This window comes from Mesorhizobium sp. CA15 (assembly GCF_020165215.1).
In the GTDB taxonomy this organism is placed as follows: domain Bacteria; phylum Pseudomonadota; class Alphaproteobacteria; order Rhizobiales; family Rhizobiaceae; genus Mesorhizobium.
Genome location: NZ_JAIUHQ010000001.1, coordinates 220,282 through 245,318 on the forward strand (window position 1 = coordinate 220,282; position 25,037 = coordinate 245,318).

The 25,037-nt window shown below is 63.5% G+C and carries 22 protein-coding genes; 4 read left to right on the forward strand and 18 right to left on the reverse strand.

Annotation, left to right across the window (positions count from 1 at the left end):
• Window positions 1-29: 29 nt before the first annotated feature.
• Window positions 30-860 carry an alpha/beta hydrolase gene (locus tag LB515_RS01130; RefSeq protein WP_224706493.1) on the reverse strand — a complete coding sequence of 277 codons (831 nt, stop codon included), beginning with the start codon at window positions 858-860 and terminating at the stop codon, window positions 30-32.
• A gap of 47 nt (window positions 861-907) precedes the next feature.
• Window positions 908-2,155: a kynureninase gene (kynU, locus tag LB515_RS01135; protein WP_224706494.1), complete on the reverse strand. Its 1,248-nt coding sequence runs from the start codon at window positions 2,153-2,155 to the stop codon at window positions 908-910.
• Between the two features lie 421 nt (window positions 2,156-2,576).
• Between kynU and lexA the strand changes: the two genes are divergently transcribed.
• A complete protein-coding gene (lexA, locus tag LB515_RS01140; protein ID WP_095765370.1) occupies window positions 2,577-3,311 on the forward strand; it encodes a transcriptional repressor LexA in 735 nt (244 codons plus the stop codon).
• 36 nt (window positions 3,312-3,347) lie between these two features.
• Here lexA and LB515_RS01145 read toward each other — a convergent pair whose 3' ends face one another.
• A complete protein-coding gene (locus LB515_RS01145; RefSeq protein ID WP_224706495.1) occupies window positions 3,348-5,813 on the reverse strand; it encodes a ComEC/Rec2 family competence protein in 2,466 nt (821 codons plus the stop codon).
• A 102-nt stretch (window positions 5,814-5,915) separates the two neighbouring features.
• Between LB515_RS01145 and gltX the strand changes: the two genes are divergently transcribed.
• Both gltX and gltA read left to right on the forward strand, forming a co-directional pair.
• Window positions 5,916-7,340 (forward strand): glutamate--tRNA ligase, encoded by a 1,425-nt coding sequence (gene gltX / locus LB515_RS01150; protein WP_224706496.1) that lies wholly within the window; start codon window positions 5,916-5,918, stop codon window positions 7,338-7,340.
• Window positions 7,341-7,518: 178 nt separating this feature from the next.
• Window positions 7,519-8,847, forward strand: a complete 1,329-nt coding sequence (gltA, locus tag LB515_RS01155) for a citrate synthase (RefSeq protein WP_140546402.1) — start codon at window positions 7,519-7,521, stop codon at window positions 8,845-8,847.
• A gap of 74 nt (window positions 8,848-8,921) precedes the next feature.
• Here gltA and lpxB read toward each other — a convergent pair whose 3' ends face one another.
• The 13 genes from lpxB to LB515_RS01220 form a co-directional block, all read right to left on the reverse strand.
• On the reverse strand, window positions 8,922-10,103 hold the full coding sequence (lpxB, locus tag LB515_RS01160) for a lipid-A-disaccharide synthase (protein WP_224706497.1): 1,182 nt from the start codon (window positions 10,101-10,103) through the stop codon (window positions 8,922-8,924).
• Window positions 10,093-11,010 carry an LpxI family protein gene (locus LB515_RS01165; protein WP_224706498.1) on the reverse strand — a complete coding sequence of 306 codons (918 nt, stop codon included), beginning with the start codon at window positions 11,008-11,010 and terminating at the stop codon, window positions 10,093-10,095. The genes lpxB and LB515_RS01165 overlap by 11 nt, the downstream gene beginning before the upstream one ends.
• The gene (lpxA, locus tag LB515_RS01170) at window positions 10,997-11,833 is read right to left on the reverse strand and encodes an acyl-ACP--UDP-N-acetylglucosamine O-acyltransferase (RefSeq protein ID WP_224706499.1); all 837 of its coding nucleotides are present in this window, start codon (window positions 11,831-11,833) and stop codon (window positions 10,997-10,999) included. Before lpxA ends, LB515_RS01165 begins: the two co-directional genes overlap by 14 nt.
• Before the next feature lie 15 nt (window positions 11,834-11,848).
• Complete coding sequence (gene fabZ / locus LB515_RS01175; RefSeq protein ID WP_224706500.1) at window positions 11,849-12,310, reverse strand: 3-hydroxyacyl-ACP dehydratase FabZ; 462 nt, start codon at window positions 12,308-12,310, stop codon at window positions 11,849-11,851.
• On the reverse strand, window positions 12,303-13,358 hold the full coding sequence (gene lpxD / locus LB515_RS01180; protein ID WP_140545926.1) for a UDP-3-O-(3-hydroxymyristoyl)glucosamine N-acyltransferase: 1,056 nt from the start codon (window positions 13,356-13,358) through the stop codon (window positions 12,303-12,305). Before lpxD ends, fabZ begins: the two co-directional genes overlap by 8 nt.
• Window positions 13,359-13,436: 78 nt before the next feature.
• Complete coding sequence (gene bamA / locus LB515_RS01185) at window positions 13,437-15,800, reverse strand: outer membrane protein assembly factor BamA (RefSeq protein WP_224706501.1); 2,364 nt, start codon at window positions 15,798-15,800, stop codon at window positions 13,437-13,439.
• Between the two features lie 218 nt (window positions 15,801-16,018).
• Window positions 16,019-17,161, reverse strand: a complete 1,143-nt coding sequence (gene rseP, locus LB515_RS01190) for an RIP metalloprotease RseP (protein WP_224706502.1) — start codon at window positions 17,159-17,161, stop codon at window positions 16,019-16,021.
• 104 nt (window positions 17,162-17,265) lie between these two features.
• A complete protein-coding gene (locus LB515_RS01195) occupies window positions 17,266-18,081 on the reverse strand; it encodes a phosphatidate cytidylyltransferase (RefSeq protein ID WP_224706503.1) in 816 nt (271 codons plus the stop codon).
• Window positions 18,082-18,092: 11 nt separating this feature from the next.
• Complete coding sequence (locus tag LB515_RS01200; protein ID WP_140545922.1) at window positions 18,093-18,812, reverse strand: isoprenyl transferase; 720 nt, start codon at window positions 18,810-18,812, stop codon at window positions 18,093-18,095.
• A gap of 31 nt (window positions 18,813-18,843) precedes the next feature.
• Window positions 18,844-19,398 carry a ribosome recycling factor gene (frr, locus tag LB515_RS01205; RefSeq protein ID WP_095765618.1) on the reverse strand — a complete coding sequence of 185 codons (555 nt, stop codon included), beginning with the start codon at window positions 19,396-19,398 and terminating at the stop codon, window positions 18,844-18,846.
• Window positions 19,399-19,482: 84 nt separating this feature from the next.
• Window positions 19,483-20,205 (reverse strand): UMP kinase, encoded by a 723-nt coding sequence (pyrH, locus tag LB515_RS01210; protein WP_095765617.1) that lies wholly within the window; start codon window positions 20,203-20,205, stop codon window positions 19,483-19,485.
• 168 nt (window positions 20,206-20,373) lie between these two features.
• The gene (locus LB515_RS01215; protein ID WP_224528754.1) at window positions 20,374-21,483 is read right to left on the reverse strand and encodes an aldo/keto reductase; all 1,110 of its coding nucleotides are present in this window, start codon (window positions 21,481-21,483) and stop codon (window positions 20,374-20,376) included.
• A gap of 38 nt (window positions 21,484-21,521) precedes the next feature.
• Window positions 21,522-22,049, reverse strand: coding sequence for a nuclear transport factor 2 family protein (locus LB515_RS01220; protein WP_224706504.1), 528 nt, complete (start codon window positions 22,047-22,049; stop codon window positions 21,522-21,524).
• Between the two features lie 114 nt (window positions 22,050-22,163).
• On the opposite strand from LB515_RS01220, the gene LB515_RS01225 reads away from it, so the two are divergent.
• Window positions 22,164-23,090, forward strand: a complete 927-nt coding sequence (locus LB515_RS01225) for a LysR family transcriptional regulator (RefSeq protein ID WP_224706505.1) — start codon at window positions 22,164-22,166, stop codon at window positions 23,088-23,090.
• 53 nt (window positions 23,091-23,143) lie between these two features.
• Here the strand turns inward: LB515_RS01225 and tsf are convergent, their stop codons facing one another.
• Window positions 23,144-24,064 (reverse strand): translation elongation factor Ts, encoded by a 921-nt coding sequence (gene tsf, locus LB515_RS01230; protein ID WP_140841281.1) that lies wholly within the window; start codon window positions 24,062-24,064, stop codon window positions 23,144-23,146.
• A 121-nt stretch (window positions 24,065-24,185) separates the two neighbouring features.
• The gene (rpsB, locus tag LB515_RS01235) at window positions 24,186-24,965 is read right to left on the reverse strand and encodes a 30S ribosomal protein S2 (RefSeq protein WP_095765354.1); all 780 of its coding nucleotides are present in this window, start codon (window positions 24,963-24,965) and stop codon (window positions 24,186-24,188) included.
• Window positions 24,966-25,037: the final 72 nt, after the last annotated feature.

Sequence of the window (25,037 nt, forward strand, 5' to 3'; positions counted from 1 at the left end):
TGATACGTCGACGAAGTCGATCGTAGCCCTTATTCGTCCACCAGCGTACGGGTCAGGGGATGATCCGGGTCGGCGAGGCCATCGACAATGTTGAAATGATGTCGGTCCGGCTCGACCACTGAACGGGTGGAGGCGCCGAGCCCGGTCCAGATGTTGGCGAGCAACGCGCTCTGGCGCAGGAATTCCGCACGCTCGCCGCCGCCGGCCCAGCAGGTGATGCAGGCTCCCTGTCGAGGCCGCAACAATGCCGGGCTTTCGCTCCGCGCTTCCGGCTCGTCGATGTTCAGGGTCTCGTTCAGCGCTGTGAACATCAGCGGCCGAAGGTCGTGCAGGCCTGAAATCGAAACGACCTGGCGTATGCGCCGCGCCACATCGGATGATAGCGGTGAGACCGTGGTCACCATTCGGCTGGCGAGATGCCCGCCGGCCGAGTGCCCGGTCAGCATCAGCGGACCATCGACCATGGCCGCCGCCTTCTCGATCGCTGCCGCGGCCTCGCCGACTATGCCGCTGATCCTGGTCTGCGGGCACAGCGTGTAGGAGGGCATGGCGACGGCAAAGCCGCGGCCGAGCGCGCCTCCAGCCAGATGCGACCAGGAGCTCTTGTCCGACTCCATCCAATAGCCGCCGTGGATGAACACGACGAGCCCCCTTGGCGCCGCAGACGGGAGAAACAGGTCGAAGCGCTTGCGCGGCGCTTCGCCGTAGACAACATCGAGCCGCGCCCTGCCCTCTGACAGCAGCCTTTCGCGGAATGCCCGCGCCGGCCCATCCCACGCCGCCGGCCAGCGGTCGCCGCCGGCGATATTGGCGCCATTTGCGTAGGCGTCATCCCAGTCGACAATACGATGTCCCAGCAACGGTATCTCCGCGATCAGATCATCTGTTCGGCATCGCCGATTCAAAGTCAGGTAACGGTTGTTTTGACGGCAAAGCGTGCGTCTTGCCAGATGCCAGTGCGCAGGATGTCCTCCAGCACCTCGACCGCATCCCAGACATCGCGGTAGCCGACATAGAGCGGCGTGAAGCCGAAACGAATGGTGGATGGCGCGCGGAAATCGCCGATCACGCCGCGCTCGATCAAGGCGCGCATCACCTGGTAGCCATTTGAATGGGCGAACGACACCTGGCTGCCGCGTTCTGCGCCTGAGCGCGGGCTCTCCAGCTCAAGACCGAAGCCGCCGCATTTGGCTTCGACAAGCCGGATGAACAGGTCCGTCAACGCGACGCTTTTTCTCCGCACGGCCCTGATGTCGACATCGTTCCACATATCCAGCGCGCCTTTCAGCGCGCGCATCGACAGCACCGGTTGCGTTCCGCAAAGGAACCGCCGGATGCCCGTGCCCGCGGCGTAGCCCTGCTCGAACGCGAAAGGCCGGGCATGGCCCCACCAGCCGCTGAGCGGCTGGCGAATGTCGCCGTGGTGGCGGTTCGCGGCGTAGATGAAGGCCGGTGAGCCCGGTCCGCCATTGAGATATTTGTAGGTGCAGCCAATAGCGAAATCGGCATTCGAGCCGTCGAGATCCACCGGCAGCGCACCCGCCGTGTGGCAGAGGTCCCACACGATCAGCGCACCGGCTTCATGAGCCTTGCGGGTGAGCGCCGCCATGTCGCGCAGCCGGCCGGATTTGTAGTTGACGTGGTTGACCAGGATGACCGCGACGCGATCGTCAACCAGTTCCTCAATCGTCGGGGCATCGGTGCCTTCGAGCCGCAGCACCGTGCCGAGCCGCGTCGATGCGACGCTTTCCGCCATGTAGAGGTCGGTCGGAAAGCTGTCGCCCTCGGCAACGATCACCGAACGCTCGGGCCGCATTGCAAGTGCCGCATGCAGGACCTTGTAGATGTTGATCGAAGTCGTGTCGCAAACGACCGTCTGGCCGGGTTTCGCGCCGATCAGCCGTCCTAGCTGGTCACCCAGCTCGATGGGCATATCGAACCAGCCGGCGGTGTTCCAGGCGCGGATGAGATCCCGCGCCCATTCCTGCCTCGCGGCAGTCTCGATCTCGCTGAAGGCGTCTACCGAAGCAGCGCCCAGCGAATTGCCGTCGAGGTATATGACGTCTTCCGGCAAGACGAAGCGATCGCGCATGGCGCGCAGCGGATCCGCGGCATCCATCGCCTCGACTTCGGCGAGATCAGGAATTCCCCTCATTGTGCTGCCGCCTCCATTTCGATCTGGCCAAGGGGGTTTTCTCACCACCGTCGGCGACAGGGCAAGAACCTTTGGTCCTATGTTAGCTGGTCCATAGACGGCGAAGACTGCGGATCGGAACTTCGCCAAGGTTGGCATTTTGGGTTCGTTTCGTTCACGGTGCCACGCGCTTACGGTAGAGCCAACCACGGCTTCGTGATCGTGGCGGGTTGTATTTCAGCGTAAGGGGAACTCCAAAATCGAGCGAAATCAATGCCGCTGCCCCAGGAGGGGCAGCCGGCCGTCACCGGATGCGACATTGTTTCGGCAGCCTTAACAAATTCACTAAACTTTAAACGGTTGCGGAACACAACTGGAACAGATAGTGTTTGTTCTGGGTTTGTTTTTCTGATTCTGGTTTCAGAACCCGTGGGGGCCGCCGATGCTGACGCGCAAACAACATGAACTCCTGATGTTCATCCATGAACGCCTGAAGGAGAGCGGGATTCCTCCATCATTCGATGAGATGAAGGAGGCGCTCGACCTTGCCTCCAAGTCCGGCATCCACCGGCTGATCACTGCGCTGGAGGAACGTGGCTTCATTCGCCGGCTGCCGAACCGGGCGCGCGCGCTGGAAGTGCTGCGCCTACCCGACTCGATCGCGCCTGGCCTGAATGCCGCGAAGAAGTTTTCGCCGAGCATCATCCAGGGCGGCCAAGGCAATCTCAGTCGCCAGGTCAAGCCGACGACGCCATCGCGCACCCCGACGCCAAGCAACGACGACGAGGCCGCGGCGGCCGTATCCATTCCGGTGATGGGCCGCATCGCCGCCGGCGTGCCGATTGACGCCATCCAGCACCAGACGCATTCGATCTCGGTGCCGCCGGACATGATCATGGGCGGCGAGCATTACGCGTTGGAGGTCAAGGGCGACTCGATGATCGAGGCCGGCATCTTCGACGGCGACACCGTCATCATCCGCAATGCCAACACCGCAAGCCCGGGCGAGATCGTGGTGGCGCTGGTCGACGATGAGGAGGCGACGCTTAAGCGTTTCCGCCGCAAGGGTGCCTCGATCGCGCTCGAGGCCGCCAACCCGGCCTATGAGACCCGGATCTTCGGACCGGATCGGGTCAAGGTTCAGGGCAAGCTCGTCGGACTTATCCGCCGCTACTGAGCAGAACTGCCCGGCCTTCTTCGCCCGGACGACAATCTATTGGGCCGGTGCGGCGGCTGGTTTTTCCGGCTGCTTATAGGGCGCCAGTCCCCTCGCCTCGCGCGTGTATTTCCGCTGCTCGTGCCAGGGTCGGTATGGTTCTACGACCGCGTAGCGGACGGTTGGCCGCGCGGTTGCCGATTGCGGATCGAAGAAAACGGCGGCGCTGCCGTCGCGCGCCAGCTGCCGCTTGGTGACGACGAGCACACGCGGATCGCGGCACGGGTTATAGGCCGTGGCGTCGTTGATGACGATGAGGTCGGCGAAGCCGCAGGCCGGCCGGGCGGTGTCGCGGGTCTCGGCGAGCGCGACGATCGCGCCGGAAGGATGCCGACCGATGCAGAGATCGCCGCTGCAATAGAAGGGCGAGCCGGGCGGCAGGTCGACGGGATCGGCAATGTCCAGCGCATCTTTGGCGAACCTTTCCGGCGGCACGATCTCCTCGGCTTTCAGCGCCCGTTTCCAATTGTCGGTGGTGAACTCGTTGGAGCGTTCGCGATTGACGGCAAGCTCGCCGCCGCCGATCGGCATCGCCACCAGATGCGCATCCTCCGAGATAAGCACGTCCGGTGTGCGGACATGCGGAATGGCCAGCAGCGCAGCGAGCGCGAAAGGAACGGCGGCAAGCCTCAGCCAGGTGGTAGCCATGGTCGCGATGACCAGCGCGACCGTCGCCAGCAGCACCGACTGGATCGAGATCAGCCCCACGGCGTCGACCGGTGAGCGCTCGGAAATCCATGCCGAAATGGCGATCATCGCCGTCAGGCCTTTGCCCATGACAAAGAGGAAGGGACCGTCTAAGCCGAAGGGCATGGCCAGCGCGCTCAGCACGGCGAACGGCATGACGACCAATGAGACGATCGGCATGACCGCCAGATTGGCCAGCAGGCTGAGCGGCGACACCCGCTGGAAGTGCCAGATGGCAAACAACAATGTTGCGCTGCCCGCGATGAGCGACGTCACGGCGGCGCCACCCGCTCCAATCGCCAGTTTTCGCGATAAGAACCCGAGAAACGAACGCTTTGCCGGCGGCGCGGTCGTTTTGCCGGCGCGATAGTCGGCAAAGCCGGCATAGGCGCCGACCAGGGCGGCGGTGGCGGCGAAGGACATCTGGAAGCTCGGGCCGACCACTTCATGCGGCGAGACCAGGATGACGGCGATGGCAGAGATCGCCAGGTTGCGCATGGTCAGCGCCGCGCGGTCGAAAAGCACGGCGACCAGCATCACGCCAAGCATGATGAAGCTTCGCTCGGCCGCCACCACGATGCCGGAGATCACGAGATAGGCGGCGATCGACGCCAGCGCGATGCCAGCGGCATATTTCTTCACCGGCCGGCGCGACGAGAAGTCCGGAAACAGCGCGAAGGCGCCGCGCAAAAGCACCATGATCGTGCCGGCGACCAGCGCCATATGCAGGCCGGAGATCGAAATGATGTGGTAGATGCCGGTGCGTCGCATCGACTCGTTGATGGCTTCCGGAATGCCAGCACGAACGCCGACGATCAGCGCCGCCGCGATCTCGCCCTCGGAACCGCCGATGCTGCTCCTGATGTGGTCGGCAATCCCCTCGCGAGCATTTTCTATGGCCGATGCCACGCGCGCGCCAAACGGCACCTCCGTTGGCGCACTCGGGGTCGGCGCGACAAGTTTCGGATCGCCCAGGAAAAAGCCGCTGGCGCCTATGCCGGCAAAATAGCTGTCGAAGGAAAAGTCGTAGCTGTCCGGCCGAACAGGACCTGTCGGCGGCAGCAGCTTGGCATAGCCGGTCAGCATCGACCCGGCCGACATGTCGGACGGGATCCTGCGCGCCGACAGCCTGATGCGGTCCGGCGCGTAGCGCAGCTTCGGACGCTCCGTGGATATCAGATCTATGGTGAGCCGGACACGGCCGTTGGCCATCGCCTCGGCGGTGACGAGGCGGCCCGTCAGCCGTGTCTGGATTTCGGAACCCAGCATCGGGGTCGCCATCCGCCAGGTCTCCACCTTGGCCGCAAGAAAGCCCAAGGCGCAGAAAAACGCCGCCATGAAGACAAGGTGCGTTCTGTGCCGGGAACGCGAGACCGCCGCGCAGACCGCCATCAGGGCGACCGCCGCAAGCGGCCTGTAGAGGTCCGGCTCGGCGCTCAGCGAGAAGTAACAGATCACGCCGGCTGCCAGGAACACCGGCACCAGCAGGAAGCCCACGCCACGGTCAAGCTCGATCTCCATGGCGACGGCGATGCCTCGGCGCAACGCAGGAAGCGAAGCGCGGCCAAGCTGTTTGCGGATTCGGCCTACGGTGTCTATTGACGAGGCTGGCTGAAGCGCACCGGCACCGGGCGGCAGAAGCCCGGCTGGTAGACGGAGTTCCGGAAGCGAAACCGGCGCTTCTTCCGCAGGCGCGGCATGGGCAAACATCAGGCGCTCGCTGACGCCAGCTGTCGTTTCCCCGCCCTCCCTCACGCCCCGGCCACGTCCAGCCATCGGGTCTGCCCCTTGCGCCCCAGACCGCCTATGCTACATGAACGCCGGTCGCGTGGAAGTCTGCGCGAAACATGCATTTTTCAGCGCTTCCTCGAGAGTTCCATGTCCGACAAGGTCGTCACCCGTTTTGCCCCCTCGCCTACAGGTTACCTGCATATCGGCGGGGCGCGCACGGCGCTGTTCAACTGGCTCTATGCCAAGCACACCGGCGGCACGATGCTGCTGCGCATCGAGGATACCGATCGCGAGCGCTCCACCGAAGCTGCCACGGCTGCCATTCTCGACGGGCTGACCTGGCTTGGCCTCTCCTGGGATGGCGACGCCGTCTCGCAGTTCGAGCGCGCGCCGCGTCACCGCGAGGTGGCGGAGCAGCTCGTGCGCATGGGCAAGGCCTATTACAGCTACGAGACGCCGGCGGAGCTGGAGGCGATGCGCGAGGCCGCACGTGCCAAGGGCCTGCCGCCGCGTTACAACGGCCATTGGCGCGACCGCGGCCCCTCCGAGGCGCCGGCAGGCGTCAAGGGCGCGATCCGCATCAAGGCGCCGACCGAGGGCGTGACGATCGTCAACGACCGCGTGCAGGGCGAGGTGCGCTTCCCCAACAAGGATCTCGACGACTTCATCATCCTGCGTTCCGATGGCGTCCCGACCTACATGCATGCCGTCGTCGTCGACGATCACGACATGGGCGTCACCCACATCATCCGCGGCGACGATCACCTGACCAATGCCGCGCGCCAGACGGTGATCTACAACGCCATGGGCTGGGACGTGCCATCGATGTCGCACATCCCGCTGATCCACGGCGCCGACGGCGCCAAGCTGTCGAAGCGGCACGGCGCGCTCGGCGTCGAGGCATATCGCGCCATGGGCTACCTGCCCGAGGCTCTGCTCAACTATCTGGCCAGGCTCGGCTGGAGCCATGGCGACGACGAGGTGATGTCGATTAAGGACATGATCGCCTGGTTCGACATCGGCGACGTCAACAAGGGGGCGGCCCGCTTCGACTTCGCCAAACTCGAGGCGCTGAACGGCATCCATATGCGCAAGATGGACGACCGGGCGCTGTTTGACATCTTCGTCGCCACCTTGCCATATCTCGAAGGCGGCCCGGCGCTCGCGGCAAAGCTCGATGACCGGCGCAAGGCGCAACTGCTTGCCGCTATGCCCGGCCTCAAGGAGCGGGCGAAAACTCTTGTGGAACTGGTCGACGGCGCGGCGTTCCTGTTCGTCGAGCGGCCGTTGCCGCTGGACGAGAAGGCGGCGGGCTTGCTCAACGCGGATGCGCGCGCGATTCTGCGCGGCGCGCATGGCGCATTGTCTTCTGTTCAGGGCGACTGGAACGCCGCCTCGGCCGAGGCTTCGATCCGCGACTTCGCGCAGGCCGGCGGGCACAAGCTGGGCGCCGTGGCGCAGCCCCTGAGAGCCGCGCTGACCGGCCGCAGCACCTCGCCAGGCGTGTTCGATGTGCTTGCTGTGCTGGGCCGCGAGGAAAGCCTTGCGCGCATTGGAGATCAAATCGATTAGGAGCGAGCTGGCCCAAGAAGATTGGCATTGAAAGGTGTGTTTCGCAGTGCAACATTGGGCTTGGCCCAATCTGGCACGCACCTCCTAAAATGCGGTGGCGAGTTCGCGCATTCCGGTGACTTCGACGTGTCGTTTGCAGGAATTGCCTTGCCGGCATGAGGAACAAAAGGAGTTGAGAATGAGCGAAGCTGCGACAAAACCGGAACCGGGCAGCAAAACGCGCGAGTCGGCCGCCAGGCTCGAGCTCGCCGGCAAGACGCACGAATTGAAGGTGCGAAGCGGGACGGTCGGGCCGGACGTCATCGACATCGGCTCGCTCTACAGCACCACCGGCGCCTTCACCTACGATCCCGGTTTCACCTCAACCGCAAGCTGCGAATCGGGGATCACCTTCATCGACGGCGATGCCGGCATCCTGCTGCATCGCGGTTTCCCGATCGATCAGCTCGCCGAGCATGGCGACTTCCTCGAGGTCTGCTATCTATTGCTCTACGGCGAATTGCCGACCAAGGCGCAGAAGGACGACTTCGACTATCGCGTGACGCGCCACACGATGGTGCATGAGCAGATGTCGCGCTTCTTCACCGGCTTCCGCCGCGACGCGCATCCGATGGCGGTGATGTGCGGCGTGGTCGGCGCGCTGTCGGCCTTCTATCACGACTCGACCGACATCTCGGACCCGTATCAGCGCATGGTCGCCTCCATGCGCCTGATCGCCAAGATGCCGACGATCGCGGCGATGGCCTATAAGTACCATATCGGCCAACCCTTCATTTACCCGAAGAACGATCTCGGCTTCGCGGCCAACTTCCTGCACATGTGCTTTGCCGTGCCGTGCGAGGAATACAAGATCAATCCGGTGCTGGCGCGCGCCATGGACCGCATCTTCATCCTGCACGCCGACCACGAGCAGAACGCTTCGACCTCGACAGTGCGCCTAGCCGGCTCGTCGGGCGCCAACCCGTTCGCCTGCATCGCCGCCGGCATCGCCTGCCTGTGGGGTCCGGCGCATGGCGGCGCCAACGAAGCGGCCCTCAACATGCTGGGCGAGATCGGCCATGTCGATCACATCCCCGAGTTCATCGCCCGCGCCAAGGACAAGAACGACCCGTTCCGGCTGATGGGCTTCGGCCACCGCGTCTACAAGAACTACGATCCGCGCGCCAAGATCATGCAGAAGACCGCGCATGAGGTGCTGGGCGAGCTCGGCATCAAGGACGATCCTCTGCTCGACATCGCGATGGAGCTGGAAAAGATCGCGCTGACCGACGAGTATTTCATCGAAAAGAAGCTCTATCCGAATGTCGACTTCTATTCCGGCATCACGCTGAAGGCGCTGGGCTTCCCCACCACGATGTTCACCGTGCTGTTCGCGGTCGCCCGCACCGTCGGCTGGATCGCGCAGTGGAAGGAAATGATCGAGGATCCGCACCAGAAGATCGGCCGGCCGCGCCAGCTCTACACCGGCGCTACGGAACGCGATTACGTGCCGATTGCGAAAAGGTAATTGAGCGAATAGCGAAATAGCAAGTAGCGAATAGGGGAAACGGGCGAAGCCGACACAGCCCTATTCGCTATTCGCTACTCCCTATTCACTCTCTTTATGCACCCCATCACCACCTCGGCGGCGATCTCGCCCGAGGGCCGATCGGTCGCCATGCGCCGGGCAATCTCGGCAAAGCCCGCCTTTTGCCAGGCGCGCATGCCGGTGTCGGCAAACAGGGCTTCCAGCTGCCGCGCCAGGTTCTCCGGCCGGACATACTGATCGTAGAATTCCGGCACCAGCGCGCGATCGGATATCAAATTGGGCAGCAGCGCCGACCACGTCGTCACCATATGCTGCAGAAGCTGGCGCGCGATCGGGTCGAGCTTGTAGCAGGAAACCATCGGAACGCCCGCGAGCGCCAGTTCCAGCGAAACCGTCCCAGACGCGATCAACGCCGCGTCGGCCTTGCCGAAGGCCTGCCATTTGCGGTCCGGCTCGGTGATGATTTCCGGCTTGTCGTCCCAGCTCGCGACCGAGGCCTTCACCAGCTCGGCGACATGCGGCACCGTCGGCAACAGCAAGCGCAGGCGGTGGCCGCGCTGGCGCAGCGCCGACATCGCCTTGCCGAAGGGCTCGATCAGCCGCCGCACCTCGCCGCGGCGCGAGCCGGGCAGCACCAGCACCGTCTTGACGCGGTCGTCGGCGAGATCGCGCGGCTGGCTCTGCGCCTTGGCGGCGCCAAGCACGCCCGGATCCTGCGTCAACCGGTGGCCGACATAAGTGCCCGGCGGTCCGCCAAGACGAGCGAGCGCCTTCACCTCGAACGGCAGGATACAGAGGATGTGATCGACATAGGGCTTCATCGCCACCGCCCTGCCCGGCCGCCAGGCCCATACGCTCGGGCAGACATAATGGACGATCGGAATGGCCGGTGCCGTTGCGCGGATCTTCTTTGCGACACGCAGCGAAAAGTCCGGACTGTCGATGGTGATCAGGCAATCGGGCCGCTCGGCCGCGATCATCGCCGCCGTCTGGCTGATGCGGCGCATCAGCCGCGGCAGGTCGCGCAGCACCGCGCTGAAGCCCATCAGCGCGATCTCGCCGCCATCGAAGAGTGGGGTCAGCCCCAGTTGCTGCAGGTGGCGGCCACCAATGCCGACGAGCTGCACCTTGCGGCCCGTCGTGCGCTCGAGCGCCCGCACGATGTCGGCGCCAAGCAGATCGCCGGATTCCTCGCCGGCGACCATCGCGAGCTTGAGCGGCTTGTCAGCGACCATTAGCCGGCTCCCCATTGGACGCCTCCATGGCGGGCAGGCCGATGATGAACAGGCCGAGAGCATTGGCGCGCGCCAGCGTTTCCGGACCTTCGAGAATTAGGGCGTGGCCGGCTTCCAGCGCAATGCCGGCCAGCCCGGCGGCGTGTGCGGCTTCGATCGTCTGCGGGCCGATGGAGGGCAAGTCGGCGCGCAGCTCCTGCCCAGGCTTGGCGCATTTGACCAGTACGCCGCGCGCCTTGCCGGCCAGCCTGCCGTGGCTGCGCAATTCCCGCGTTCTGTCGAGCAGGCCGGCAGTGCCCTCGATGCCTTCCAGCGCGATGGCTCGACCTCCTATCGCAATCGCCGCCTGGCCGATATCGAGCGCGCCAATGGCTTTGGCGGCGGCGCGCCCGGCTTTGATGTCGCGCCAGTCCGATTGATTTGGATGAGCCGCCGTCAACGTGCCTTCGCCGGCCGTCAGTTCGGGAACGACCTCATGCGCGCCGACCACCGCAATGCCCCGATCTTCAAGGCTTCGGGTCAACACTTTCAGCAAGCCGTCGTCGCCGCGTCTCAGCGCTCTGGTCACGGAAGGTATTATGGCCAGCAAGCCAAGTGTCGGTCGAATTTTGCTCAAACGCGGCCTGCGCTTGATTTCGCCGGCAAGAACGAGATGCGTGATCCCATTGCGCTTCAACAAGGGAAGCAGCAGGCCGATATCTTCCAGTGCCAGCGTCTGCCGCTCGTAGGCGGAAAAGTCCGCCTCGCGGTCGACCTCACCCTCGGCGATGATCACGAAGGGCACAAAACCTTGCTTGAGCAGACCATCGGCAACCTCGACGGGCAGGCTGCCCCCACCGGCGATGATGCCGACCCTGGAGCCCGGCGCGAGTACGAGCCCTGCCTTGGCCGGCTCAGCCCTCGTCATCGCCGCTGTCGTCGTCGCCGTCGCCCTTGAGCGATGGGACGGCAAAGTGCCGTTTGCCGCGACTTGTGATGAAATCGATGATCTTCATGGCCGTTGGCGACCCGGCGAACTCGGCCTTGGCGAGTTCCACATTCTCACCGACGGTGCGGGAACGATCGAAGATCGTCCTATAAGCCTTGCGCAGCAGGTAGATTTCGGAACGCGGCAGGCCGGAGCGCTTGAGCCCTATGATGTTCAGGCCACGCAGCTTGGCGCGGTTGCCGGCGGCGATGGCATAAGGAATGACGTCGCCAACGACCGCCGCGCAGCCGCCGATGAAAACATTGTCGCCGAGGCGCACGAATTGATGAACGGCGGTCAGGCCGCCGATATAGACGTTGTCGCCGATCTCGCAATGTCCGCCCAGCGTCGCGCCATTGGCGAAGGTGGCATTCTTGCCGACGACGCAATCATGGGCAATGTGGGCGTAGGCTAGGAAGTTGCCGTTGTCGCCGACAGTCGTCTCGCCACGGCTGGTGTCGGTGCCGACATGCATTGTGACGCCTTCACGAATGGTGCAGTTCGCTCCGATGACCAGAGTGGTGCGACCGCCCTTGTGCTTGGTGTTTTGCGGCGGCGCGCCTAGCGTCGCCATTGGATAGACCTTTGTCCCCGCCCCGATGGACGTGGCGCCCATCACCGACACATGGCTGACCAGTTCGACGCGGTCGCCGATGATCGAATCGGCGCTGACATGGCAGAAGGGTCCGATGCGTACGCCTTCGCCGAGCCTGGCTCCTTCTTCGACGACCGAGGAAGGATGAATGGATGTCGCGACTTTCATGAGCATTTCGAACCGTCAGCCGGTAACCATCATGGCCGAAACCTCGGCTTCGGCGGCTTTCGCGCCGTCAACCATCGCCTCGCAGGCGAATTTCAGCAGGTTGCCGCGTTTCTTGATTTTTTTGACGTGGATCCTGAGCTGATCGCCTGGAACGACCGGCTTGCGGAATTTCGCGTTGTCGATGGTCATGAAATAAACCAGCGACGGCTTCTCGGTGTTGAGGCTGCGAATGCAGATCGCGCCCGCGGTCTGGGCCATGGCCTCGATGATGAGCACGCCGGGCATGACCGGCTGCTGGGGAAAATGGCCCTGGAAATGCGGCTCGTTGATGGTCACGTTCTTGATGCCGACGGCGGACTCGTCGCCGTCTATGTCGACGATGCGATCGATCAGCAGGAATGGATAGCGATGCGGCAGGAGCTTCATAAGCCCCATGATGTCGACCGCGTCGAGTGTTGTTGCCACCGTATCAGCCATTTCCGTCGCCTTGCTTGCGCGTCCTGGCCATCCTGCGCAGCATCGCTATCTCACGCATGGCTTCCGCCATGGGTTGCGCCGGGTAACCTCCCCAGACCTCGCCTGCCGGCACGTTGTTCATGAATCCACTTCTCGCAGCAAGCTTGGCTCCTGGCCCGATGGTCAGATGATCGGCGAGGCCGACACCGCCGCCCATGGTGACGTTGTCGCCGACGACGACGGAACCGGAAATACCCGAAAGCCCGGCTATAATGCAATTGCGGCCGATGCGAACATTGTGGGCGATCTGCACCAGATTGTCGATCTTGGTGCCCTGGCCGATGACGGTGTCGGACATCGCGCCGCGGTCGACGGTCGAATTGGAGCCCACTTCGACATCGTCCTGGATGATGACGCGGCCGATCTGCGGCACGCGTTCAGGCCCTTTGGCGCCGCCGACGAAGCCGAAACCATCCTGGCCGATCCTGGCGCCGCCATGGATGATGACGCGGTTGCCGATAAGCGCATATTGAATGCTGACGCCGGGGCCGATGAAGCCGTCGCGGCCGATCTGGCAGGAACGGCCGACAACGGCGTGGGGCGCAACGACCGTGCCGCTGCCGATGGATACGCCGGGACCGATCACGGCGCCCGCCTCTACGATCGCCCCGTCCTCGATGTGCGCGGATGGATCGATAAACGCATGGGGCGATATGCCGGTTTCTCCGGTCAATGGCCCCGGAGTCGCAGCCTGCGGAAACAACAGGCGCCCGACCATCGCGAAAGCTTGCTGCGGGCGCGGATGCATGAGCACCGCGATGCCCGGCGGCGCCTTGCTGGCGAAATCGGCGGGGCATAGCACCGCGGCCGCCCTGAGCGACGGCATCAAGGCGAAATTGCGCTTGCCGTCGACAAAGACGAGCGCGCCGTTGCCACCCTCGTTGGCGGGAGCCAGCGCCTCGATGGCAATTTCGGCCTGATCGGAATCGAACAGGCTGGCGCCGGTCAGATTCGCGACCTCGCCAGCCGTGTACCGGCGTGAAGGCGCGAAGAACACCGGATCGGTCATTCCAGAAGTAATATCCAGCTGGGTTGGATCGGTCCACTCCGGGCCGTCATCCGGCCCGGAACCATCGCAACCACAAAGTTAGAAGCGGGTCGCGATACCGAAGTTGAATTCCTGCACGTCGTCGGTCGACTCTTTCTTGACCGGGATCGCATAGTCGATGCGGATCGGGCCGAACGGCGAAGCCCACATCAGGCCGACACCGACCGAGGCGCGTAGCTTCATGTCCGTCGATTCCTGCGCAACCGAAGTAATCTTGGTTCCGTAAAGCGTTGCCGCATCGGCAAACACGGCACCACGCAAGCCGAAGCTTTCTGGAATGACAGGCAGCGGGAACTGCGCTTCGGCCGACGCATTGAAATAGGTCGTGCCGCCGAGATGATCGCCCGTGAGCGGGTCCACAGGGCCGATGCCGCCATACTCAAAGCCGCGGATCATGCGATCGTTGCTTTGGAACTGGTCGAAGATACGCAGACCGTTGTCGCCATAGCCCGCAATGTAGCCTGCGCCGCCAGAAACGAGGCCGACAAGGTCGAGCTGCTCCGACAACGTCTGATACACGCTTGCACGCCCGGTCACTTTGACCCACTTAGCATCGCCGCCGAGACCAGCAACTTCGGTTACACCAGTGACGTAGAGACCCTCATGCGGGTTCTTCATGTCATCGATGGTGTTGTAGACCAAGCCCAAACTGACCGATGACTTTAGCCAAGGGCTCTCGCCGACACCCTCAATAATGGCCGGAGAGATCGTGCATGGGCTGCCAGGAACATACACGCCGCCTGTCAGACAGTTATCAGCAATCGAATACTTCTCTTGCGAGATATTGTACGCCAGCTGCGTCGAAACGTTGTCGGTGATCGGCAGGCCGAAGCGGATAGTCGCGCCAGTTGTGTCTGTGTCGTAGTGATCGTATTCGCGGGTGGACTTGTAAATATCGAAGCCCGCCGCAATACGCCGGCCGAGGAAGTAAGGCTCGGTGAACGAAATGGCATAGTCGCGCGAATGCCTGCCGCCGCCGGCCGACAGCTTGATGTACTGGCCGCGCCCGAGGAAGTTACGCTCGGTGATCGAGCCTTCGATCGACGGGCCGGGCGTGTCGCCGCCAGTCGAATAACCAGCGCCGATCGAGAATTCGCCGGTCGACTTCTCGACCACGGTGACCACCAGCACGACCTGGTCCGGCGCCGAGCCGGGGACGGTCGAAATGTCGACAGACTGGAAATAATCAAGGGCTTCCAGCCGCTTCTTCGCGCGCTGGATGAGAACCTGGTTGAAGGCATCGCCTTCGCTGACATCGAATTCGCGACGGATGACATAGTCGCGCGTGCGGTCGTTGCCGCGGATTTCGATGCGCTCGACATAGGCCTTGGTGCCCTGGTCGATGGTGTAGACGACCGAAATGGTGTGGTTCTCGAAATTGCGATCGCCGCGCGGCGTCACCTGGGCGAAGGCATAGCCCGAACCCGCGACCTTCTCGGTCAACGCGACGATCGAATCCTCGACGTCCTTGGCATTGTAGACGTCGCCCTTGTGGGTTTCGACCGCCGATTCCAGCGACTTCGAATCGACTTCAGGGATGGTGCTTTCCACGCTGACGTCGCCGAACGTATAGCGATCGCCTTCCTGCACGGTGATGGTGACCGTGTATTTGTTGGTGGCGTCGTCAAGCTCGCCGACGGCCGAGACAACCTGGAAGTCGGCATAGCCGTGATTGTAGTAGAAGCGGCGCAGCAGCTCCTGGTCGGCGCGCAGCTTGTCCTCGTCATAGACGTCATCGCGCAGCACGAAGGACAGCCAGGACGAGCGCTTGGTGTTGATGACGTCCGACAGGCGGCGGCTGGAATAAGCGTGGTTGCCGACGAAGTTGATCGCCGCGATCTGGGTGCGGCCGCCTTCGTTGATGTTGAAGACAACGTTCACGCGATTGTCGCCGAGATCCATGACCTGCGTGGTCACCGCGGCGTCGTCGCGGCCAATGCGCTTGTAAGCCGTCTTGATCGCCTCGACATCGGCGTCCAGCGCCTGCTGCGAGAAGGTTGCACGCGGCTTCAGCTGGATACCCATCTGAAGCGCGTTGTCCTTGATCTTCTTGTTGCCCTGGAACAAGACCTGGTTGACGACCTTGTATTCGGAAACCTTGACGACCAGGCTCGAACCGACCTGGTTGATCTGAACGTCCGAGAACAGCCCCGTGCCGAACAGCGCCTTGACGGCGTCGTCGATATCGGAGCTGGAGAAAGGCTTGCCCGGCTTGATCGAAATGTAATTGCGGATGGTTTCCGCATCGACGCGCTGATTGCCGCTGACCTCGACACGCGAGATGACCGCGGCCTCGGCCACCGACGTGGCGGCGAACTGCACTGCGAGCGCGCTTGGCACGACCAGAGCGGCGGACAAAGCCGCCGCGGAAGCGGCGCTCAGAAACTTGGATGCTGCCTTCATCGGGCTTTTGTACCTTTTTCTCGTAGTCCCCACGGCGAGAAAACCGGACGTGCGGTATTTTCCCTTACCGTATTAACCGGATTTTCCCTACACGCAAGGCTCCCGGTTAATTTGTATTTACTTAACCGTACCGCGTGGCTTTCGCGTCACGCATATCCCCACGCATGGTAAACGGCATCTCAATATGACCGAAGCTGAAGCCAAATTTCTTCATGATTTCAGCATCCAAACAGATCGTTCCAAAATACGAAGCCCATGAATCCGAGGACCAGGAACAACCCGGTCCGGTAGGCCATCTCCATCGTTCGCTCCGAAACGGGCCGCCTGATGACGGCCTCCACGCCGTAGAACAACAGGTGGCCGCCGTCGAGAGGGGGAATCGGCAGGAGATTGAGAAATCCTATTCCGACTGACAGAAATGCAACAAGCTGCACCAGCCACTCGAAGCCGAGCTTGGCTGCCTGGCCCGACATCTTCGCGATCTTGATCGGACCGCCCAACTGGCATTTGTCCTCGCGTCCAAGCGCAAAGCGCTGCAGGAACTGGCCGGTGCGCTCGATCACGTGCCCGGTTTCCTCGACCGCCGCCACCACGGCGCCGGCCGGCGTGTAGGAGATCAGCCGCGGCTGGCCGAGCTCGGCGTTGTTGACGACGCCGATGACCGCGACCTTGACCTTGTTGCCCAGCGCATCCTGTTGCTCCATGGGCTCCGGCGCGGCCGTAACGTCGATTTCCTTGCCGTCGCGCAGCATGGTGAAGGTGATGGCGTCGCCAGCCCGGCCTGAAACCAGCCGCTGCACGTCGGCGAAGGTCTCTACTTTGCTGCCATCGACTTTGACGAATCGGTCGCCCGGCCGGATTCCGGCTTTTTCCGCCGGGCTGCCGGCGGTCACCTCGGCCACCATCGGCTCCAGGACCGGACGGCCATAGAGGGAAAACAGCACCGCAAACACGGCGATCGTCAGCAGGAAATTGAACAACGGCCCCGCAACGACGGTAGCGGCGCGCTTCCAGATCGGTTGCGTGTGGAAGGCGACCTCGCGCTCGGCATCCGTCAGCGATTCGAGCTCTTGCGTGCTCGGCTGGCTCGACGTCGCATTCATGTCGCCGACGAATTTGACGTAGCCGCCAAGCGGAATGGCGCAAAGCTTCCAGCGCGTGCCGCGGCGGTCGTAAAAACCGAAGAGCTCGGGGCCGAAACCGATGGAAAAAGCCTTCACGCCGATGCCGCACCAGCGGCCGATCAGATAGTGGCCCATCTCGTGGACGAACACGACGACGGTCAGCACGAACAAAAACGGCACGAGCGTGCCAAGGACGAAGCCTTGTGTACTGAAAACCGCGTGAAAGATGTCGTTCAAGTCATGCCCTCAAATTCGCCCGCGAGCGACATTCCACCGCGACTGTGGCATCAATCCGGGCGAATCGGTGGCGCGCGCCATTTTTCGCCTTACTGCTGTGTCGTTCAGTTTGGAAAAAGCCCCAATGCCGGATGCTCGGCGCCCGCCGCGACCCAGCCCATGACGTACAGTGCGAACGCGGCCGCGACAAGCCCGTCCACCCTGTCCATGACGCCGCCATGGCCGGGAATGAGATTGCTCGAATCCTTGGCGCCGTGCCGGCGCTTGACCCATGATTCGAACAGGTCGCCGGCTTGCGAAACGATCGACAGAGCAAGCGCCACCAGGCCAAGCTGAACGAGATTGCCGGCGCCGGCCGCGATTGCGAGCAAAACTCCGGCGATAACGCCGCCGACGGCGCCGCCCAGCGCGCCGCTCTGCGTCTTGCCGGGCGAGATTGACGGCGCGAGCTTCGGGCCGCCGACCGCGCGGCCGACGAAATAGGCAGCTATGTCGGTTGCCCAGACCACGGCGAACAGGAAGAGAATCGCAATCAGCCCGGAATGACTGTCGTCACGGAGATAGGCGAGCGAAAAGCCGGATAGTGCTGCGTAGGCCACCCCCGAGGCTTCCCACGGCGCGGCCCCCTTGGTCCGAGCGACAATGGCCGCGACCGCCACCAGGATCGCGACGAGGAGCAGCAGCCACAAGGCCGGCAGGCCGGCGATCAGGGCGCCGACGAAGATCAGAATCAGTACTTCGGGCAGGAAGCCGAGCGCCGCGCCGTTCCCGGCGCGCGCCATGCGCGTCCATTCATAGAAGATCAGCGCCGCTATTGCGGCGCAGAACAGCCGGAACGGCAATCCGCCGAGCCAGGTGAGCGCAAGCGTCAGAGCCGCCATCACGATTGCCGAGATGAGGCGCTGCTGGAGGTTGCTCATGGGTGCGGCGCCTAAAGCGCGACATCACGGGCGGCGAGCCCGCCAAAACGTCTTTCACGGCCGGCAAAGTCGCGCAAGGCGTCGGCCAGGTGCTCGCGGCTGAAGTCCGGCCAATAGCAAGGCAGGAAAACGAGCTCGCTATAGGCAGCCTGCCAGAGAAGGAAGTTCGACAGCCTGAGCTCGCCGCTGGTCCTGATCACCAGCTCGGGATCGGGAATGCCCTTTGTGTCGAGCGATGCGGCAAAACTTTCGGCCGTGATCGCCTCGCTCGCCATGTCGCCGCGCGCGACGGCCTCCGCCAGCTTGCGCGCTGTGCGCACGATCTCGTCGCGGCCGCCGTAATTGAAGGCGATGACCAGTGTCAGCGCCTCATTGCCGGCGGTCAGCGATTCGGCCTCCTGCAGCAGCCCCCGGATATCGGGCTGCAGCCCCTCTTTGTCGCCGATCACCCTCACCCGCACACCGTTCTGATGCAGTTCGGCAAGATCGCGGCGGATGAACAGCTTCAAAAGCCCCATGAGGTCGCTGACCTCGGATTTCGGCCGCGACCAGTTCTCCGATGAAAATGCGTAGACCGTCAGATAGGAGATGCCGAGCTCGGGTGCGGCGCGGACCGTCTTGCGCAGGGCCTCAACGCCGGCGCGGTGTCCCGCAAGGCGCGGCAAGCCGCGCGCCTTGGCCCAGCGTCCGTTTCCATCCATGATGATCGCGACATGCGCGGGCGTTGCCATAGTCTCGCTTTCGAGCCGGAAAATCCCGACCCTAAACCTGCATGATTTCAGCTTCCTTATCGGAAAGCAGGTGATCGATGGTGCTGATCATCTCGTCGGTCAGCTTCTGGACCTGGTCGGACCGCTTGCGCTGATCGTCCTCGCTGATGGTGCCGTCCTTCTCAGCCTTCTTGAGGAAATCCATGCCGTCGCGGCGGACATGGCGCACCGCGACGCGTGCGTTCTCGGCATAGCCATGCGAGATCTTGACCAGTTCCTTGCGGCGCTGCTCATTGAGTTCCGGCAGCGGGATCCTGAGATTGGTGCCGTCGACGATCGGATTGAAGCCCAGATTGGCTTCGCGGATAGCGCGGTCGACCGCGCTGACCATCGACTTGTCCCAGACCGAGACCGAAATCATGCGCGGCTCCGGCACCGTCACGTTGGCCACCTGGTTGATCGGCATCGTCGTGCCGTAGGCCTGGACCTGGACGGCGTCGAGCAGGTTGCTGGAGGCTCGGCCGGTGCGCAGCGACGCCAAGTCGTGCTTGAAGGCGGCGATCGCCCCGTCCATGCGTCGCTTCAGATCTTCGAACTCGCCACTCATGATCATCTCCTCGACCCGTTCGCCGGGTTCACTGCTTATGCCGTCGTCCCGTCCGCGGTACCGTTCAACGGATGCCGGCTTCGGTTATTTGTCCGCGACGACCGTGCAATGGCCGCCGCCCCTTAGAATATCGCCGAAACCACCTTTTTCGTGGATCGAATAGACGATTATCGGAATGTTGTTTTCACGCGCAAGTGCAATCGCGGCTGTGTCCATGATCGCAAGCCCGCGTTTGATGACTTCGGCGTGGCTGATGCGGTCGAAACGGACCGCGTTCGGGTCCTTCTTGGGGTCGGCCGAATAGACCCCGTCGACTTGCGTGCCTTTGAACAGCGCATCGGCGCCGATCTCGGCGGCGCGCAGGGCCGCGGCCGAATCGGTGGTGAAGAACGGATTGCCGGTGCCGCCGGCGAAAATGACCACCTTGCCCTGGTTCATATAGGCTGTCGCCTGGCGTTGGGAAAAGCTCTCGCAAAGTTCCGGCATTGCGATCGCCGAAAGCACAACGGCATCGACGCCGATCTTGTTGAGCGAGGTGCGCAGCGCCAGCGAGTTGATGACGGTGGCGAGCATGCCCATGTGATCGCCGGTGACCCGGTCGCCGCCTTTCGAGGCCACAGCCACGCCCCGAAAAATGTTGCCGCCGCCGATGACGACACCCACTTCGACGCCCAGCGCGCGCGCCTCGGCAATGTCGGCGGCGATGCGGTCGACAACGGAGACATCGATGCCGAAATGCTGCTCGCCCATCAACGCTTCGCCGGAAGCCTTCAGCACGACACGTCGATAGAGGGGCTTCACCGTCATCTCATTCCTCGAATATCTCGGCGCGACAATTTTGGAGGCAAAACCGCCCCCGTTTCATCCGGCGATGCTGTCATGACGGGTTGACCCGATACACGAAGGGCGCGGCGATGTCACGCCGCGCCCTCGTGCAAAATTCCAGGCTTTTTCGGTCAGTTGCCGCCTCTTTGATCAACGGCTGGAGACGCTGACCGCCTCGCCTTCGATCATGACCGCGGGCGAATAACCGGCCGGCTTGTCGCCGGTCACGGCGCCGCCGGTCACCCGGACCTGGATCTCGGAGCCGAAATAGGAATGCGGGAACGGCGCCGGCATGGCGCTGACCTTTTCCAGCCGCGCCCGAAGCTCGGCGGGAATCGAAAAATCGAGCGCGCCGAGATTGTCCTGCAGCTGAGTGAGCTTCGTCGCTCCAAGGATGACGGAAGCGATGCCTGGCTGCGTCGCCACCCAGTTGAGCGCAACCTGGGCCATGCTGCGGCCGAGCTCGGCCGCCACCTTCTCGAGTTCCGCCACGATCGCCCAGTTGCGGTCGCTGAACTTCTGGAAGCCGGGATGCGTGGTGTTGCGGAAACCGTCGAGCCGCCCGGCCCTTCCGGCTTGCGTCGGCTTGTATTTGCCGCTGAGCAGCCCGCTGGCCAGCGGGCTCCACACCATGATGCCGGCGCCATGACGGGTGCCGAAAGGCACATATTCATGTTCGATGGCGCGCTCGGCGAGCGAATATTCGAGCTGCAGCGCCGAGACCGGCTCGTAGCCGCGCAGTTCGGCGATCGCCTGGGCGCGGCCGGCATACCAGGCCGGCACGTCGGAGAGGCCGATATGGCGCACCTTGCCGGCGCGAACGAGGTCGTCCAGCGTGCGCAGCACCTCCTCAGCCGGGGTAATCCTGTCCCAGACATGCAGAAGATAAAGGTCGATATAGTCAGTGCCGAGCCGTTTCAGCGAGGCGTCCACGGCCCGCATAATGTTCTTGCGGCCGTTGCCGCCGGCATTCGGATTGCCGGCCTCGGAATTCATGGTGAATTTTGTGGCGATCACCGCCTTATCGCGCAGGCCGCGCTCGGCGACGAACTCGCCGAGCCAGGTCTCGGCGGTACCGCCAGTATAGAGGTCGGCCGTGTCGAAGAAATTGCCGCCCGCTTCGGCATAGGCGTCGAATATCGCGCGGGCTGTGTCCCTGTCCGCGCCCCAGCCCCATTCGGTGCCGAAGGTCATGGTACCGAGCGCCAGCCGGCTGACGCGCAGGCCGCTGTTGCCAAGCGTGTAATAGGTCATGGTCATGGTGGTGGTCTCCCGATTCTGAACTGATTTCCTGCCGGTCACTGGCCGGGGGTGGCCTTGACCCAGGGATTGCCGCGCTCATGCGTCATGCGGAAGGTGAAGCCGTCGACCTTCCAGCCGGAAGCCGAGCGCGTCAGGTGGTGCTCGTAGATGCCCCAGACTTCCCAGAGCGGATCGCCATTGCCTTCCATCCGGTTCCAGGCATAGCCATTGGAGCGGACAGTCGCGGCATCGGCTTCGAACACGACCTGATGGTTGGTGCGCAGATGCAGGCTGGTCTTGCTGCCCTTGAGGTTGCCCGCCCAGGCGCCGATCAGGTCGTCGGACGCGATGTTGGCCGCGGGCTGGCCGGACAGGCTGCTGAAATCGGCGGTGACACGCTCGGCGAAATAGCTGCGCGCCAGCTTCCAGTCCTGCGCATCCACCGCGCGGTCGATGGCGTCGGCGATGCGGATGACGGCACGCTCGTCGGCAAGGGCCTGCCAGCCGGCCGGTTCGGCACCGCCGGCATCGACCGGCGCCAGCACCATTCCTGCGGCAAAAGTTACATGTCTCAACGCGTTCATTTGGTCTCTCCTTGGCCATCAGCCCGCCGCCGATGTGTTGAAGCCAATATGAGCCGGCTCAGGGGCATCGATAAGATTGCATTGTTCGCAAAAACTGTGCGATATCATTCATGAATGGATCGCGATCTGCTCACACACCTTCCGGTCATTGTCGCCGTGGCCCGACGCGGCGGCTTCGCGCTTGCCGCGGCTGAGCTGGGCATGAGCCCGTCTGCCGTCAGCCATGCGGTGCGGCTGGTGGAGGAGCGCATCGGCCAGCCGCTCTTTGCGCGCACGACGCGCAGCGTCTCGCTGACCGAGGCAGGCAAAGCGCTGGTGGAGACTGCGGGCCCTGCCCTGCAGGACATCGCCGAGCGGATGGACCGCATTCGAGGCGTGAAGGGAAGGCCCGCCGGCCTGCTAAGGATCAACGCCTCCAATATAGCGATCCCCCTGGCGGTGACGCCGGTGGTCGCGGCGATGGCGGAACGCTATCCCGAGGTGACGGTCGAGATCGTTGCTGATCAGGGACTCATCGATATCGTCGGGGAAGGGTTTGACGCCGGCATCCGGCTGGGTGAAATGATCGCGCAGGACATGGTCACCGTCAGGATGACGCCACCGTTCAAAGCCGTGATCGTTGCTTCTCCCGCCTATGTCGCAAAGCGCGGGCGTCCGCGCGACGTGGCCGATCTCGCCAATCACAACTGCATCGGCTACCGGCTGGTTCGGTCAGGCGCGCTTTACCGCTGGGATCTGAACGACAACGGCAAGGATGTCGTTGTCGAGACGCGCGGCACGACCGTCGTCACGGATTCGCTTGGCGCCGTCGATCTGGCGCTGGCCGGCGTCGGGCTCGCCTACGTCTTCGAGCCGCTGGTGCGCGCCGACCTTGCCGCCGGGCGCCTCGTCCAGATGCTGCCGCAGACGGCGATCGAGGAGCCTGGCCTCTTCCTTTATTTCCCGCGCCGCGCGTCGATGGCGCCGAAGCTCAGGGCCTTTATCGATACCGCGCAAGAAATCGGCCGGGTATCCATGCGGACATCCGGCCGAGTCGCCTGAGCTCGTGAGCTCGTCACCTTAAGGAAACGCCGCGCGCTCCCCTCGGATCGGAGCTATTTCTTGACCGCGGCCGCGACTTCCGCCGCGAAATCGGTCGTTTCCTTCTCGATGCCTTCGCCCAGCGCGAAGCGCAGATAGGAGGTGATCTTCGCCGGAGCGCCGATCTCCTTCTCGGCATCCTTCAGCGCCTTCTCGACGGTGATGTCGGGATTGAGCACGAAGGCCTGCTTCAAAAGCACCACCTCTTCGTAGAACTTGCGCAGGCGGCCCTCGACCATCTTCTCGATGATCGCTTCCGGCTTGCCCGACTGGCGCGCCTGGTCGGAGAAGATCGCCTTCTCGCGCTCGATCAGCGCCGGGTCGACCTCTTCGGCCGTCAGCGCCACCGGGTTGGTGGCGGCGACGTGCATGGCAACCTGGCGGGCAAAGGCGTTCGCGGCATGCTCGTTGCCGGTGGTCTCGATCGCGACCAGCACGCCGAGCTTGCCCAGCCCATCGGCAACCGCATTGTGGACATAGGTCGCCACCACGCCATGCGGCACGGTGAGCTTGGCCGAACGGCGGAAATTGATGTTCTCGCCGATGGTGCCGACCGCGTCCTTGACGGTCTCGGTGACCGTCTTGTCGGAGCCTGGATACTTGGCGGCGGCAACCGCTTCGGTTGCGCCATAGGCGAGCGCGACCTTCGCGACATTGCGGACCAGTTGCTGGAACTGCTCGTTGCGGGCGACGAAGTCGGTCTCGGAATTGACCTCGACGATGGCGGCTTCACGCACGCCGGCGTCGACGCCGATCAGGCCCTCGGCGGCAGTGCGCCCGGCCTTCTTGTCGGCCTTGGAGATACCCTTCTTGCGCAGCCAGTCGACGGCCGCTTCCATGTCGCCGTTGGTCTCGTTCAACGCCGCCTTGCAGTCCATCATGCCCGCGCCGGTCAAGTCGCGGAGTTCTTTGACCTGTGCAGCCGAAATGCTCATTGTCGCCTCTTTGTCTCAAATGCGCCGACGCACCAACCGGGACTCGGGTGATGCGCTCGGCAAAAGCGCTTTAGCGCGCCAACTTATTGGAAAGATGAAGGCCGGGATCCGGCCTTCCTTATCAGGCTTCCGGAGCTTCTGCAGCCGGAGCGTCGAGCGCCGGCTCGACCGGAGCCTCGGCCGAAGCGCCGATGTCGACGCCGAGCGCGCCCTGCTGACGGGCGATGCCGTCGATGGCGGCCTTGGCGATCAGATCGCAATAGAGCTGGATGGCGCGGGCCGCGTCGTCATTGCCGGGGATCGGGAAGTCGATCTTGTCCGGGTCGCAGTTCGAATCGATGATGGCCACGACCGGGATGCCGAGGCGCTTGGCCTCGAGGATGGCGATCGCTTCCTTGTTGGTGTCGATGACGAACATCAGGTCCGGCGTCGAGCCCATGTCCTTGATGCCGCCGAGAGCCTTGTTGAGCTTCTCGCGCTCGCGGTCGAGGTTCAGGCGCTCCTTCTTGGTGAGGCCCTGGGCCTCGCCGGAGAGCGTCTCGTCGAGCTTGCGCAGGCGCTGGATCGAGTTCGAGATCGTCTTCCAGTTGGTGAGCATGCCGCCCAGCCAACGCGAATTGACATAATACTGGGCCGAACGCTGCGCCGCGTCGGCGACGATGTCGGACGCCTGGCGCTTGGTGCCGACGAACAGCACGCGGCCGCCCTTGGCGACGGTGTCGGACACCTGCTTCAGGGCCTGGTGCAGCAGCGGCACCGTCTGCGACAGGTCGATGATGTGGATGTTGTTGCGGGCGCCATAGATATAAGGCGCCATCTTCGGGTTCCAGCGGTGGGTCTGGTGGCCGAAGTGAACACCAGCTTCCAAAAGCTGGCGCATGCTGAAATCTGGCAGAGCCATTCTTTAGTTCCTTTCCGGTTGGCCTCCACGGACACAGGCATTTCGGACTTATGTCCTGATGCCACCGGAGGT

What these genes read in the sequence shown, in the direction of transcription:
- fabZ (WP_224706500.1), bottom strand. Translation starts at nt 12,310, where the DNA reads ATGGCTGATACGGTGGCAACAACACTCGACGCGGTCGACATCATGGGG.
- LB515_RS01195 (WP_224706503.1), bottom strand. Translation starts at nt 18,081, where the DNA reads ATGAGCAACCTCCAGCAGCGCCTCATCTCGGCAATCGTGATGGCGGCT.
- pyrH (WP_095765617.1), bottom strand. Translation starts at nt 20,205, where the DNA reads ATGACGGTGAAGCCCCTCTATCGACGTGTCGTGCTGAAGGCTTCCGGC.
- LB515_RS01220 (WP_224706504.1), bottom strand. Translation starts at nt 22,049, where the DNA reads ATGAACGCGTTGAGACATGTAACTTTTGCCGCAGGAATGGTGCTGGCG.
- gltA (WP_140546402.1), top strand. Translation starts at nt 7,519, where the DNA reads ATGAGCGAAGCTGCGACAAAACCGGAACCGGGCAGCAAAACGCGCGAG.
- LB515_RS01145 (WP_224706495.1), bottom strand. Translation starts at nt 5,813, where the DNA reads ATGGCTGGACGTGGCCGGGGCGTGAGGGAGGGCGGGGAAACGACAGCT.
- LB515_RS01225 (WP_224706505.1), top strand. Translation starts at nt 22,164, where the DNA reads ATGGATCGCGATCTGCTCACACACCTTCCGGTCATTGTCGCCGTGGCC.
- LB515_RS01215 (WP_224528754.1), bottom strand. Translation starts at nt 21,483, where the DNA reads ATGACCATGACCTATTACACGCTTGGCAACAGCGGCCTGCGCGTCAGC.
- bamA (WP_224706501.1), bottom strand. Translation starts at nt 15,800, where the DNA reads ATGAAGGCAGCATCCAAGTTTCTGAGCGCCGCTTCCGCGGCGGCTTTG.
- LB515_RS01165 (WP_224706498.1), bottom strand. Translation starts at nt 11,010, where the DNA reads ATGACGAGGGCTGAGCCGGCCAAGGCAGGGCTCGTACTCGCGCCGGGC.
- lpxA (WP_224706499.1), bottom strand. Translation starts at nt 11,833, where the DNA reads ATGAAAGTCGCGACATCCATTCATCCTTCCTCGGTCGTCGAAGAAGGA.
- lexA (WP_095765370.1), top strand. Translation starts at nt 2,577, where the DNA reads ATGCTGACGCGCAAACAACATGAACTCCTGATGTTCATCCATGAACGC.
- lpxD (WP_140545926.1), bottom strand. Translation starts at nt 13,358, where the DNA reads ATGACCGATCCGGTGTTCTTCGCGCCTTCACGCCGGTACACGGCTGGC.
- rpsB (WP_095765354.1), bottom strand. Translation starts at nt 24,965, where the DNA reads ATGGCTCTGCCAGATTTCAGCATGCGCCAGCTTTTGGAAGCTGGTGTT.
- tsf (WP_140841281.1), bottom strand. Translation starts at nt 24,064, where the DNA reads ATGAGCATTTCGGCTGCACAGGTCAAAGAACTCCGCGACTTGACCGGC.
- gltX (WP_224706496.1), top strand. Translation starts at nt 5,916, where the DNA reads ATGTCCGACAAGGTCGTCACCCGTTTTGCCCCCTCGCCTACAGGTTAC.
- kynU (WP_224706494.1), bottom strand. Translation starts at nt 2,155, where the DNA reads ATGAGGGGAATTCCTGATCTCGCCGAAGTCGAGGCGATGGATGCCGCG.
- LB515_RS01200 (WP_140545922.1), bottom strand. Translation starts at nt 18,812, where the DNA reads ATGGCAACGCCCGCGCATGTCGCGATCATCATGGATGGAAACGGACGC.
- frr (WP_095765618.1), bottom strand. Translation starts at nt 19,398, where the DNA reads ATGAGTGGCGAGTTCGAAGATCTGAAGCGACGCATGGACGGGGCGATC.
- lpxB (WP_224706497.1), bottom strand. Translation starts at nt 10,103, where the DNA reads ATGGTCGCTGACAAGCCGCTCAAGCTCGCGATGGTCGCCGGCGAGGAA.